Origin of the sequence: Pararhizobium qamdonense (genome assembly GCF_029277445.1) — a bacterium.
Lineage (GTDB): Bacteria > Pseudomonadota > Alphaproteobacteria > Rhizobiales > Rhizobiaceae > Pararhizobium > Pararhizobium qamdonense.
On the sequence record NZ_CP119567.1, the window covers coordinates 602,165 to 615,800 of the forward strand.

Annotated in this window: 12 protein-coding genes; all 12 read left to right on the forward strand. The window is 60.5% G+C overall.

Going from position 1 to position 13,636, the window contains the following annotated elements; all coding sequences use genetic code 11:
* The first annotated feature begins 37 nt into the window (after positions 1-37).
* The gene (locus PYR65_RS24005; protein WP_276121263.1) at positions 38-1,822 is read left to right on the forward strand and encodes an IucA/IucC family protein; all 1,785 of its coding nucleotides are present in this window, start codon (positions 38-40) and stop codon (positions 1,820-1,822) included.
* Positions 1,806-3,539, forward strand: coding sequence for an IucA/IucC family protein (locus PYR65_RS24010; RefSeq protein WP_276121264.1), 1,734 nt, complete (start codon positions 1,806-1,808; stop codon positions 3,537-3,539). Before PYR65_RS24005 ends, PYR65_RS24010 begins: the two co-directional genes overlap by 17 nt.
* Positions 3,536-4,816 carry an AMP-binding protein gene (locus PYR65_RS24015; RefSeq protein WP_276121265.1) on the forward strand — a complete coding sequence of 427 codons (1,281 nt, stop codon included), beginning with the start codon at positions 3,536-3,538 and terminating at the stop codon, positions 4,814-4,816. Before PYR65_RS24010 ends, PYR65_RS24015 begins: the two co-directional genes overlap by 4 nt.
* The gene (locus PYR65_RS24020) at positions 4,813-6,126 is read left to right on the forward strand and encodes a DUF6005 family protein (protein WP_276121266.1); all 1,314 of its coding nucleotides are present in this window, start codon (positions 4,813-4,815) and stop codon (positions 6,124-6,126) included. The genes PYR65_RS24015 and PYR65_RS24020 overlap by 4 nt, the downstream gene beginning before the upstream one ends.
* The gene (locus PYR65_RS24025) at positions 6,126-6,971 is read left to right on the forward strand and encodes a sugar phosphate isomerase/epimerase family protein (protein WP_276121267.1); all 846 of its coding nucleotides are present in this window, start codon (positions 6,126-6,128) and stop codon (positions 6,969-6,971) included. Before PYR65_RS24020 ends, PYR65_RS24025 begins: the two co-directional genes overlap by 1 nt.
* Positions 6,972-7,345: 374 nt before the next feature.
* A complete protein-coding gene (minC, locus tag PYR65_RS24030; protein WP_060636600.1) occupies positions 7,346-8,095 on the forward strand; it encodes a septum site-determining protein MinC in 750 nt (249 codons plus the stop codon).
* 33 nt (positions 8,096-8,128) lie between these two features.
* A complete protein-coding gene (gene minD, locus PYR65_RS24035) occupies positions 8,129-8,944 on the forward strand; it encodes a septum site-determining protein MinD (RefSeq protein ID WP_060636601.1) in 816 nt (271 codons plus the stop codon).
* Positions 8,941-9,204, forward strand: coding sequence for a cell division topological specificity factor MinE (minE, locus tag PYR65_RS24040; protein ID WP_060636602.1), 264 nt, complete (start codon positions 8,941-8,943; stop codon positions 9,202-9,204). The genes minD and minE overlap by 4 nt, the downstream gene beginning before the upstream one ends.
* Before the next feature lie 131 nt (positions 9,205-9,335).
* Complete coding sequence (locus PYR65_RS24045; RefSeq protein WP_276121268.1) at positions 9,336-9,833, forward strand: hypothetical protein; 498 nt, start codon at positions 9,336-9,338, stop codon at positions 9,831-9,833.
* Positions 9,834-10,024: 191 nt separating this feature from the next.
* Positions 10,025-10,612, forward strand: coding sequence for an ANTAR domain-containing response regulator (locus tag PYR65_RS24050; protein WP_060636604.1), 588 nt, complete (start codon positions 10,025-10,027; stop codon positions 10,610-10,612).
* Between the two features lie 28 nt (positions 10,613-10,640).
* The gene (locus PYR65_RS24055) at positions 10,641-11,945 is read left to right on the forward strand and encodes a CmpA/NrtA family ABC transporter substrate-binding protein (RefSeq protein ID WP_407951341.1); all 1,305 of its coding nucleotides are present in this window, start codon (positions 10,641-10,643) and stop codon (positions 11,943-11,945) included.
* Between the two features lie 373 nt (positions 11,946-12,318).
* Positions 12,319-13,617, forward strand: a complete 1,299-nt coding sequence (locus PYR65_RS24060) for a CmpA/NrtA family ABC transporter substrate-binding protein (protein WP_276121270.1) — start codon at positions 12,319-12,321, stop codon at positions 13,615-13,617.
* Positions 13,618-13,636: the final 19 nt, after the last annotated feature.

The following is a 13,636-nucleotide window of genomic DNA, read 5'->3' on the forward strand; positions in this document are numbered from 1 at the left end:
CGCTCTTGCGCGGCTCCGCGTGCCGAGGAACGACACGATGCAATCGTCTAGGCAAATCGCAGAAATGGCGACCTTCCAGAGTTTTGCCAATTGCTATCTGCGCGAAGTGAATGCCGGCACATCGGTGCTGCACAGGACAGCGGCTGGCCCGGTGGATTGCATCGAATGGTCGCTGCCCCGCCAGCAGATCATCCTTCGCGCCGAGATTACCTCAGCGTCGCTGTGCGGCCCGCAGCATTTTGGGCGGGTCTGGTGCAGGGGCGCTTCGGACGCGATCTGGCGGCCGCTCGAGCTGATCTCCGCACTTCACAGCCTCATCCACGAATCCTATCGCCAGGCGGACGAGGGACAGGCCGATGTTCTGCGCGGCTTTGAACTCGAACTGCTGATGCGTGTGCTGCAAAGCTATCAGCAGACTGCACTGTTCATCGAAAAGGCAAACCCGGTTCCGGCCGATGGAGATCACTTCATCGAGGCCGAACAGTCGCTCGTGTTCGGCCATTGGCTGCACCCGACGCCGAAGAGCCGGCAGGGCATGACCTTCTGGCAGCAGGAAAGCTACGCGCCGGAATTGCGCGGCCAGTTCAAGCTGCATTACTTTGCCGCCAAAATGGACCATGTCCGCCATGCCTCGGCGCGGCCGGTTGCAGCCCCCGATATCGTCCTCTCCTTAGTGGACAGCGCGGGCGAACCCCTTGCCGCCGGGCAGGACGAATACCTGCTGCCCATGCATCCCCTGCAGGCAGAGGCTCTGCTGCTCGATCCCGATATCCAGGCCATGCGACACAGTGGGATCCTGCGCCATCTTGGCCCGGCCGGTTCGCCGTTCACGGCGACCTCGTCCGTCCGCACTGTCTATAGCGGCGATAAGGACTGGATGCTGAAATTCTCGCTTCCAGTTCGCATCACCAATTCGCTTCGCCTCAACCGGCGCCAGGAGCTGGAAGCCGGTGTCGCGATGGCAAAGCTGATCGACCGGATCGGTTTTGCGCGGCGGTCGAAACACTTCCAGATCATCCAGGACCCGGCCTATATCACGCTCGACATTCCCGGCCGCAGCGAAAGCGGATTTGAGGTGATCCTGCGCGAAAACCCGTTTTCAGGTGACAAGGGCAAAGGCATCATCACCGTCGCCGCCCTGACCGCCGATCCTGTTGCGGGCGAACTGTCCCGGCTGGAACGCCTTATCCGCAACATCGCCATGCGCGACGGCGAAGCTGTGTCCGATGCCGCGCTCGTCTGGTTTCAGCATTATCTCACCTGCGCAGTCGAACCGCTGATCAAGCTTTACGACGATTACGGTATCGCGCTGGAAGCGCATCAGCAAAACAGCCTGCTGGATATCGGAACCGGCTATCCCACCGTCAGCTATTATCGCGACAATCAGGGCTTCTATCTGTCCGAGCGCTACCGCAGCCTTTTGTCAGGCCATGTTCCCGAAACGGAAGCCATAGGCTCGCTCTATTTCCCGGAGGCGGAAATCCGCGACCGGTTCGCCTATTACCTGATCGTCAATCAGGTGTTTTCAATCATCAGCCGCATGGGACATGACGGGCTGTGCGGCGAAGGGCAGCTGTTGCGGATGATGCGCGCGCATCTCGAACGCTGCGCACACGGCATGACCGGCGCTGGCCGGGATTTCGCCCGCCACGTTCTCGACCTGCCGACCATTGCGTCGAAAGCCAACCTGACGACGCGGCTGTTCGATGTCGATGAGTTGCAGTCGGACAATGCGCCGTTGCTTTACCGTCCCATGCCCAACCCTTTGAGAGGGCCGGCAGCACTGACCGTTCCAAGGACCAGCCATGCCATTGCCTCTTGATCTCAAAGGGCAACCCGGTGAGCGGGTGTTGCGCCAACTGGTGGCCGCCCTTCTCTACGAAGGTGTCATCGACGCCAGTCAAAGCATTGACGGCGGCCTGACGCGCTTCCAATGGACATTGGGTGGCCGCTCCTACCGCTGCAGCGGGTCCGTTGGACCATTCGGGCGTATTCGCCCGATGGCCGGCTCGATAGAGGTCGAGGATAGCGGTATCTGGGGCGAAGTCTCGACCGCACAATTCGTCTCCGCCCTGCCCGGTACCGGTATGACCCGCGGCAAGCTTCTCGGCGAGATGACGCAGACGATCGGCTTTTCAGAGTGGAATGATCGCCATATCGCCCCCCGGCAGCGCCGCTCCATGTCTTTTTCCGCGCTCGAAGGCGCGCTGGACGAAGGCCATCCCTATCACCCCTGCTACAAGGCAAGGACCGGATTTTCCGAGGCTGATCACGCCGCCTACGGCCCGGAAACCGGCAACGCCTTCCAACTGGTCTGGCTGCTCGTGGCCCGCAAGCATCTTCGCCATGCCTTGCCGGAGGAGGAGACCATTTTCTGGAAAACCGAACTCGGTGACGAAACATGGGTACATCTGCAAACAATGCAGGCGCAACTCGGCCTGTCAGCGGAAGACTTCGGGCTGGTGCCGATGCATCCATGGCAATGGCGCAATCTCGCTGAAACCTTGGGTGACGGCTGGATCAGCGCTGGCGAGGCCCATTGCCTTGGACCGGCCGGAGATCGCTATACCGCAACACAATCGGTGCGCTCGCTCTTGAACCAGGACCGCCCGCTTGCAGCCAGCATCAAGCTGCCACTCAACATGATCAACACCTCGTCGCGGCGCACTCTGGAGCCGCACTCGGTGTGCACCGCACCGGTGCTCTCGCGCTGGATCGCCGCTATCGTCGAGAGCGATCCGCTGTTTCGTGACCGGTATCCACTCACTGTCCTGCAGGAATATGCCGGGATCATCGCCGATGCCGACGGCCCGCTTGCAGGGCAGATCGGCGCGATCTGGCGGCAGAATGTGCAGGCAACGCTGTCGCCGGGCGAGGCGCTCATTCCCTTCAACGCCCTGATGATGGTCGAGGCGGATGGCAGGCCATTTGCGGGCGACTGGATCGAACGTTTCGGCCTGATGGCATGGATGAACCGGCTTATCGAAATCTCCGTCCTGCCTGTCTGGCATCTGCTTGTCCATCACGGCATCGCTGTGGAGGCTCATGGCCAGAACATGCTTCTGGTCCACCGTGACGGCTGGCCGGTACGGCTGATCCTGCGCGATTTCCACGACAGCATGGAATTTTGCCCGGCCTTCCTGCGCGAGCCCGCAAAGGCCCCGGATTTCCTCTCGTTGAACCCGCTCTACCGTCAGGCCGAGCCAGACCAATATTACTGGACAGACAATCTGGATTCGCTCCGCGAACTGGTGATGGATACGCTGTTCGTCTACAATCTCACCGAAATTTCCCACCTGCTCGACCATTGCTACGACCTGCCGGAACAGCGTTTCTGGCAGCGGGTCGAAAGCCTCCTGTCGTCCTACGCCGTTGAGCAAGGCGCTATGGAAAGGCAGGCGCAGCTCGGCCACGACCGGTCCCATATCCTCACTGAATCCCTGATGACGCGAAAGCTGTTCGCGCTGAAGCCTGAGTACCACCACACGGTGCCCAATGCCTTGGCGGCCGATCAGCTGCAACGAAGGAGAAAGCCATGATCAAGATCGATGACAGGCTTTACGACCACGCCTACTTCGAAGAAGCCTCCGCCCGCCTGACGGAGCAAACCGGCCTTTTATCGCGCTATGGCGGCAGCTACGCGGTGTGCTTTGCAGAAACGGTGGACTGGCTGTCGCTGTTTTTCGCCATCCGCACGGCCGGCGCCAGCGTCCTGCCGATCCATCCCGGCACGCCCTATGCCGCCGCCCACAAGCTTGCCATCGGCGCCGGCTGCGACCGGCTGTTTTACAACAGCCTGACAGCGGAAGTGCTCGATGCACCGTCGGTATCTTTTGAGAAAGGCCAGCTTCTGCAGATGAGCTCCGGCACGACGGGCGCGCCAAAATGCGTGGCGCGGAGCTGGGACGAAATCGACGCGGAAATCGAGAGCTATGTCCGCACATTCGCAGAGCCGGAAGATATGACCCCGGTCGTCGCCTGCCCGGCCACCCATTCCTACGGGCTGATCTGCGGTATTCTCGTGGCGCTGAAGCGCGGCCAGGTGCCGGTGGTCGTCAATACTGCCAATCCGAAATATCTCCTGAAAATACTGCGCGAAACCGAACGGCCGCTGCTCTATTCGTCACCGGCGATCCTGCACACGCTCGCCCGGCTGTTGCCGCAGGATGAGCAGATCCACGCAACCATGACATCCGGCACGCTGTTGCCCGATGCCTGGTTCTCGCTGATCCGCGCGAAAAGCCATCACATGTTCCAGCAATATGGCTGCTCTGAAGCGGGTTGCATCGCCATCAACCCCGACGTGACCGCTACGGGAGACATGGGGTTCGTCCTGCCGCATCTGACGGCTGAAACCGGCGGTAGCGCCGATGACGCTGGCGAGATCGTGGTGAAGAATGCGGCCGGCAGCGTGATCCACACGCGCGACCTCGGCTATATCAGCGATAACGGCATGCTCGTCTTCATCTCCCGCCTAGACGACATGATCAACGTCTCCGGATTGAACGTCTATCCGAAGGATGTCGAGGACGCCGTCATGATCATGCCCGATGTCACCGACGCCGTTGCCTTCCGCAAGGCAGACCGGTTTGCAGGCGAGCGTGTCGCGCTGCTGTTCAGCGCCAGCCAAAGTCTGGCACCGCAGTCGGTGCGCGAATGGTGCAGCCGGCACCTGGCCAGCCATCAGCTGCCGATGGAGATCCTGCAGGTCGGCGCCATTCCGCGCCAGGCAAACGGCAAGATCAGCCGCCGCGACGTGGCGGAACGCCATGCCGCAGGCGAGTTTGCAACCCCTTCCGCCGGAGCGGCATCATGACCCAGAGCGAAATCCTCACCGCCATCCATACGGTTTTGAGCGGACATATGCAGCATGCGCATCTGGACGGCTTCGGTCCTGATGCGCGCCTGAACGAGGACCTCTACCTCGATTCCGTGCTGATCCTGCAGATCTTCCTCAATCTCGAGCTGGAATACGGCCTGTCGGTTCCGGAAGAGGCGATCGCCAAACAGGATATCGACACCGTCGCCGATCTGGTTGCGCTGTACCATCAGGGCGATGCCACGGCCGTGGTCCCGGCGTTTGCCCTCACCGGCGGCACCAGCGACGAAGGCGTACACGGAGAGGCCTATTACGACATCAAGGTTCACTGCTTCGTCAGTTGCGTCTGCGACGGCCTGAAGCGCCGGGGCCTTGATCACAGGCCGTTCTACTTCGGTGTCTGGGACGCACAATTTGCCATCGGCGAGAGGTTCGAACTGCTTTATCACGCCCCCGAGATCACCCAGGAATTCCTGCATGGATGGTTCCAGCGGCTTTATGGCGTCGCGGTTCGGGAGTGGTACGATCCTGAAAGGACCAAGATCGAAAACCTCGCGTCGCTGCTCGACCTGCTTCGCAACCGCAGCGACACCGGGTCCGTCATGGTGATGCTGGACATGTTCCACCTGCCGGAACGCGAAAACAAGTTCAACCAGAACCCGTTCCCGCATTACCTGATGCTCCAGGAAACCGGCGATCCGCAAACCTGGTTCGTGCACGATCCCGATTATCGCTGGGAAGGCGAGATCGCGCGCGAAAAGGTCATTCACGCCATCATGCAGCCCACCGTCGGCGGTGGCTACGTCTTCGACAGTACGCAAGCGCGAACGCCCGAACCGGACGATCTCAAAGCCTATTTCGAAGCCTGCTTCGTGAGAGAGACGAACCCGCTCGTTGACGCCGTGCGTGCCATCGTCACCGCACATCTTGCCGGAGACGGCGACATAACGCTGTCCAGCCTGACGGCTGCAGTGCGCGAACTGCCCGTTATCACCATCCGCAAATATGCCTATGAGCACGGCTTCGCCTTCTTCTGGCGCGCGCTGAAACTGCCGGCGGTGGAGTTTGAAACATGGTGCGAGGCGATCGAGGCGCTGGTGCAATCGCTCAAGACGCTGCACTACGCCTGCATGAAACTCTCGCAAACCGGAGATCACGCGCTGGCAACGCCAGTGTTCGAAAGGCTCGATGAGGCCGGCCGGCTGGAGACCAGGCTGAAAGACAAACTGGCGGAGGTCTTCGATCTCTGGTGCGAACAGAATGTTTCGCCGCGCGTCAATGTCACAATGCTGAAAAGGGCTGTCTGATGCGAGTTTCGCTTTGCACCATCACCTTTCGTCACCATCTCATTTCGCTCGGTGAAATCGCCGCCTGGGCGCAGTCCAACGATTTCCAGGGCATCGAGCTCTGGGGTGCGCATGCGCGCAATCTGGCACAACAGCCGGACCGCAACGCGGAATGGCTGGACAATTTCGGGCTTTCGGTGCCAATGATCAGCGACTATCTGCCTGTTGATGCCGATCCCGAAACCTTGCGCCTCAAGACCGTGGAACTATGCCGGCTCGCCCGCCGCTGGCGAACGCGGAAAATCCGCACATTTGCCGGCAATCGCGGCAGTCTTGCCACATCGGCTGAGGACCGGCGCGTGATGGTCAACCGGCTGCGCGATATCTGCGCCATCACCGCCAGCTATGGCATCCATCTGCTGGTGGAAACCCACCCGCAGACATTGGCCGATACTGCAGGCTCGACCCTGCAACTGATCACCGAGGTCGATCATCCCTTCTTCGCCATCAACTACGACAGTTTGCATGTCTGGGAAAGCGGCGCCGACCCCGTCGCCGTGCACCGCGAGATAAAGCCCCATATCCGTCACTATCACCTGAAGAACATTCGCGACCGGTCCGATCTTTCCGTGTTCGAACCCGCCAATGTCTATGCCGCCGCAGGACGGCGCACCGGCATGACGCCGCTGTTTGAAGGTGCTGTCGACTACACCACCTTTCTCGCCGAGCTGTCCGGCGATCCACAGATCGATGCCTCGCTGGAATGGTTCGGCAACGATTGCCTCGACATCCTGCGGCGCGACCGGCGGCAGGTACGGCAGGTGATCGACCGGCGTGAACCGGTACGGCGAACAGTCAATTTTTAGGATGGTGGCGAGGCGGAAAATCGCACTGGCCGCCGCCCGCATGTTCCAGCCGCATTGCTGATTGTTCTCACAGGATGCCAATCTCGAATCGGTCTCCAAATATAGCAGGCAGATTCGGCGGAACGACGCAAACCGCCCGTTCCGCATCATGTGTGACGATGGACGGATTTTAAATCTTCCTGCTGGTGCCTGCATCTTTCCGGCACGCACCTATCAGGTTCCGGCAAGACAGTGCTGCATTGCCACCATCTACAGGGCTTTTACCGGGATGAACCGGGTCTCGATCAGTGTTTCTGACGGCGGCGCCAGTTCACTCCATTAACCTTCTGTTAACCATTTTCTCGCAGAAGGGTGGCAACGGAAAATTTACCAAGTTGAATGATGTGTTAACACAATCCCGGCCGATCCGTCTTAAGGGGCGATCCTTTCTTGCGCTTGCGTTGGCGCCCGAGCTGCCATTTGAAGATTGGCTCGTGCAGCTCGATGCGCTTGCGTCCCGTTCCGCCGGGTTCTTCCTGCGGCGCCCGATCGTGCTCGATGTTCAGGGTCTTGAGATCGATCGTGCGCAGCTGCGCGAGCTTGTCAGCCAGCTCGGTGCGCGAAACGTCAGAGTGATGGGGATCGAGGGTGCGCGCTCTTCTTTGCTCGGGCCCGACCTGCCGCCAGCCATGCAGGATGGGCGTCCGGCCTCCGATGTGGAATTGCCGAGTGCCGGGGAAACGGAAAAGCCAGCCTTGGCGGACGCAGCGGTGGTGGAGGCTGTCATAGCCTCTTCCTCTGCACCAACGAAAGCCGCGCCGTCGCTTGTTGTCAGCCAACCGGTTCGCTCGGGGCAGGCGCTGTTTCATCCCGAGGGCGACATCACCATTACCGGCTCGGTAGCATCCGGGGCGGAGGTGGTCGCGGGGGGATCGATCCATGTCTATGGCGCGCTGAGAGGGCGGGCGATGGCGGGCACGATGGGCAACGCGTCGGCGCGCATCTTCTGCCGCAAGCTGGAAGCGGAGCTGATCGCGATCGACGGGTTCTACCAGACGGCGGAGGACATGGATCCGCGGCTGCGGGGAAAAGCGGTGCAGATCTGGCTTGAAGGCGAGACGATCAAGGCTGAAGCGCTCGGCTAAAACGAAGACGGTTTTGTTGAATTGGAGAGGTATATGGGCAAGGTAATTGTGGTGACGTCCGGCAAGGGCGGGGTCGGCAAGACGACATCGACCGCAGCTTTGGGCGCAGCGCTCGCGCAAAATGGCGACAAGGTTGTGGTCGTGGATTTCGACGTCGGCCTGCGCAATCTCGACCTCGTGATGGGCGCTGAACGGCGCGTCGTCTATGATCTCGTCAATGTCATCCAGGGCGAAGCCAAGCTGACGCAGGCGCTGATCCGCGACAAGCGCGTCGAAACGCTCTACCTGCTCGCCGCCTCGCAAACCCGCGACAAGGACAATCTGACGCCGGAAGGCGTCGAGAAGGTTATCGAAGCGTTGAAGAACGCTTTTGATTGGGTGATCTGCGACAGTCCCGCAGGTATCGAACGCGGCGCGACACTCGCCATGCGTCATGCCGACGTGGCAATCGTCGTGACCAATCCGGAAGTTTCCTCGGTGCGCGATTCCGACCGCATCATTGGGTTGCTCGATTCCAAGACACTGAAGGCCGAAAACGGCGAACAGATGGAAAAGCACCTGCTCTTGACCCGTTACGACGCGGGCCGCGCCGAACGCGGCGATATGCTGAAAGTTGACGACGTCCTCGATATCCTGTCGATCCCGCTTCTCGGCATCATTCCGGAAAGCATGGATGTGCTGCGCGCGTCGAACGTCGGCGCCCCCGTCACGCTCGCGGACGGCCGCAGTGCGCCGGCCATGGCCTATTTCGATGCGGCGCGCAGGCTGAGAGGCGAGATCCTGCCGATCACCATCCCCGGCGAAAAGCGCAGCCTGTTCGGCAAGATCTTCGGAAGGAAAGCGGCATGAATCTGTTCCGTCTGTTTTCCAAATCGCAGTCCGCACCGGCTGCCCGCGAACGGCTGCAGGTGCTGCTTGCGCATGAACGGGCATCGGCTGGCGACAGCGACCTCGTCGTCAAATTGCGCGACGAAATTCTCCGGGCGATTTCCAAGCATATGGAGATCGACAGCGAAAAAGTCAGCGTCAAGCTGGAGCGCGGCATCCAGGTCTCGACACTCGTGGTCGATGTCGAAATCCCCTTCGATGCCACGAGGAAGGCGGCCTAAAAGCCGCTGGCTTCATCTGGCAACATTGCTGACCGCCCTCCCCGATAGTCAGTCCCGTGCCGATGCGATTATGGAACCTTTTCCAAGGATGGCGATTGTGCCTGATGCGCGCAATTGTCGAAGGATTCCCCATGAAAATCGCTCTTATGGCTGCGGTCATCATCGCAGCCTTTTCCCAGCCTGTCCTTGCAGACGAAAGCGGTTTTCTGAAATCGATTGGTGGTGCCTGGTCAGGCAAGGGCATCGTGATCACGAAAATCGGCTCCTCCCCTGTCAATGTAACATGCGCTTTCACGAGCCGTCCGAGGGGCGCGGCATTGTCCATGACGGGACAGTGCCGGGGTCTGCTTGTCGTGCGCCGGGCGGTCTCGGCCGATATCAAGGCAAACGGAGCGACTTACAGCGGTACCTATATCGGCCCGTCAGGACGTCCCTCGCGGCTTTCCGGGACCAGGCGCGGCGACACGATCAACTTTGCCGTCCGCTGGAGCCGGGAGATCAACGGCGATCGCAGCGCCCAAATGACGATCGAAAAGATTGGCGCCAAGGGTTTGCGCCTGCGCACGACAGACAAGGATCCGAAGACCGGCCGGAACGTCGTGACCAGCGATATCCGCCTATCGAGGTAGCCAACATTGGAAGCAGGCTGACGAGTATGGGGCCGTATTCCTAAAGTCTCTACGCGTTCCAACTCTCACGCCTCTGCCTGCGCGCCTGCGGGGGCAAGCCAAAACGCCTAGGTTTTGATCTTTTCCGAAAATGCCCCAATTTTAGGCGATTTCATGTTGCGCTCTTTGTTGCGCTGCGTCATGAATGCCGAATGGCTTATCTCGACCTCACCATTCTTGTCATCGATGAGAACGCGATCCGCGCGTCGATCATCGAGGAAGGATTGCGCGAGGCGGGGCATGCGAATGTGACCGTCGTGCACGAGGTCAATGGTATTGCGCGGATCATCGAGACGCTGCGGCCCGATGTGATCTTTATCGATCTGGAAAACCCAAATCGCGACATGATGGAGCACCTGTTCCAGCTGACCCGGACCGTCGGGCGGCCGATCGCCATGTTTGTCGATCGCTCGGACACGGCCTCCATCGAGGCTGCCGTCGATGCCGGCGTCTCCGCCTATATCGTCGATGGCCTGAAAAAGGAGCGGGTCAAACCGATCCTCGACATGGCCGTCAGCCGTTTCAACGCGTTCTCAAGACTGCAGCGCGAACTGGCGCAGGCGAAATCGGCGCTTGAAGAGCGCAAGATCGTCGAGCGCGCCAAGGGCATTTTGATGAAGATGCGCGGTCTGTCGGAAGAGCAGGCTTTCGCACTGCTGCGCCAGACAGCCATGAACGAAAAGAAGAAGATGGCGGACATCGCGCAAAGCGTCGTCACCGCCGCACGGCTTTTGATGTGACAGCCGGGATGCCCAGGGAGGCAGTGGAGTGAACATGATGACGAAATCCACGCATCCGTCCGGCGCACCGCCCGGCGGCAATAGCCAACTGGCGGCGCCTGGACGGCTGACCGGCGAAGGACCGCGCACCCTGCGCGCCGGGTTCATTCCGCTTGTCGATGCCTCCGTTCTGATTGCAGCCGCCGAATTCGGCTTCGCGCAGAAGGAAGGCATCCTTCTCGATCTCGTCAAGGACGTGTCCTGGGCCAATGTCCGCGACCGGCTGGCCTTCCGCCAGTTTGACATCGCCCATATGCTGTCGCCCATGCCGGTTGCCTCGATGCTGGGCCTCGGCTCCAACCCTTCGCCGACCATCACGCCATTTTCGCTGGGGCGTGGCGGTAACGCCATTACGCTTTCGGCCCGGCTCTATGCCCGCATGCGGCGCGAGGCAGAGCTTCCGGAGACGGCCGGCGCACTGGACAATGCGCGGGCGCTGGCCAAGGTGATCCTTGGCATGAAGGCACGCGGCGAACCGCTGCCAACGCTGGGGGTCACCTACCCCTTCTCCTCCCATAACTACGAGTTCCGCTTCTGGCTGGCCGCCGGCGGCATCGATCCGGATAAGGATGTCAAACTCGTCGTCGTGCCGCCGCCGATGACATCGGACGCACTGGCAGCTGGTGCCATCGATGGCTTTTGCGTTGGCGCGCCCTGGAATATGGTCGCGTCCGAGCGCGGCGTCGGCCGCATCGTCGCCGCCAAACAGGATATATGGCCGTCAGCACCGGAAAAGGTGATCGGCATGCGGCCGGAATGGGCAGAAACTCACCCGGAAACCGTCTCACGGCTGATCGTGGCGCTCGATGCCGCCGCGCGCTGGTGTGATGACCCGGTCAATCATGATGCGCTATCTGAGGCACTGGCCGACAGCCGCTATATCTCCGCCCCGGTCGATATTATCCGCCGGGTTCTCGCTGGCGAATTCAACCTTGATGCCGAGGGCAACAGGCGCATCATCACCAACTACTTCACCTTCCATGCGGGCGCGGCCAATTACCCGCGGCCGAGCCAGGCGCTTTGGCTTTACAGCCAGATGATCCGCTGGGGTCAGACCGATTTTTCGCCTGAGGGTGGGACGGCGGCGGCCTCCGCCTATAGGCCGGATATCTACCGCCATGCGCTTGGCGCGGAGGCTTGCCCGGCAGAGGCAGACATGGCTATCGAGGGCGCTGCAGACGGTGACCGCTTCATGGATGGCCAGGTCTTCGATCCCGGGCGGATCGCCGATTACGTCGCGGGATTTCCGGTCAAGACAGTCCTGCGCGACGGCCGTTTCGGCGATGACATTTGACCCCCAGCATTTTGCATTGCACAAAATTTCTCCGGACACGTCAGCACCGCAAAAGCAAACGCTGAAAAATTTTGCAACATAAAGTCATGATCACATTTTGTGCGACCATATGATTTTCATGGGAAACCCATCCATTTCAATGGGATAGATTTTTCGTTCGAAACTGGCACAGCCATTGCATGACATAAATCGCAGCGGTCAATGGCGATCGCGGCGAGCCGAACCCAAGACTGGCGTTCGCACAGACATCGACGTCGTAAGGTTTTTGCAGTCCGGGATGAAATTTCTCCCGGCGGGTGCAATCTCCGAGCGGCGTTTTTTTATTGCCAAATTTCCGGCCCGTCACAGTCCCCGCAACCACAGGGAAGAAACCATGACATTTACTTTGAGCAACGGCATGACCCGCCGCACTCTTCTCAAGACGACTGCGGCAGCGGCCTTGTTCACCGCTATCAAGACCACTTTCCCGTCGGGCGCTTTCGCAGCCACTGCCGGTCCGGAAGTCACCGGTGTCAAGCTCGGCTATATCGCGCTGACCGATGCGGCCGCGCTGGTGATCGCAAAGGAAAAGGGCTTTTTCGAAAAGCATGGCTTGCCGGATGTCGAGGTTGCCAAGCAGGCCTCCTGGGGTGCGACGCGCGACAACCTGGTGCTGGGCGGTGCCGCAAATGGCATCGATGGTGCACATATCCTCTCGCCCATGCCCTACCTGATGCATGCCGGCAAGGTTACGCAAAACAATGTCCCGGTGCCGATGGCAATCCTTGCCCGGCTCAACTGTGACGGCCAGGCAATCTCAGTCGGCAAGGACTATGCCGATACCGGCGTTCAGCTCGATGCCTCCAAGCTGAAGGCAGCCTTTGCGAAAAAGAAGGCCGACGGCGGCGACATCAAAGTGGCGATGACCTTCCCCGGCGGCACGCATGACCTGTGGCTGCGCTATTGGCTGGCCGCCGGCGGCATCGATCCCGACAAGGACGTCTCCACCATCGTCGTGCCGCCGCCGCAGATGGTGGCCAATATGAAGGTCGGCAATATGGACGCGTTCTGCGTCGGCGAGCCGTGGAACGAGCAGCTGGTCAACCAAGGCATCGGCTTTACCGCAGCCTCCACCGGCGAAATCTGGAAGGGTCACCCGGAAAAGGCGCTCGGGCTTCGCGCCGATTGGGTCGAGAAAAACCCCAATGCCGCCAAGGCACTGATGATGGCGGTTATGGAGGCCCAGATCTGGTGCGAGAGCATGGACAACAAGGACGAAATGGCCGCGATCGTCGGCCGGCGCCAATGGTTCAATGTGCCTGCAAAAGACATTATCGGCCGGTTGAAGGGCAACATCAACTACGGCAATGGCCGTGTCGCCGATGGTACCGATCTTCAGATGAAGTTCTGGGCGAACGGCGCATCCTACCCGTTCAAGTCCCACGACACCTGGTTCATCGCCGAGAACATCCGCTGGGGCAAATTCGCGCCGGATACGGACATCAAGGCACTGGTCGATCAGGTGAACCGCGAAGATATCTGGCGCGCTGCTGCCGCAGACCTCGGCATTGCCGCCACCGATATTCCCGCCACCACCTCGCGCGGCACGGAAACCTTCTTCGACGGCAAGGTCTTCGATCCGGAAAACCCGTCCGCCTATCTCGACAGCCTGCCGATCAAGGCTGCGTCCTGATGGGGTTCTCAATGACAGT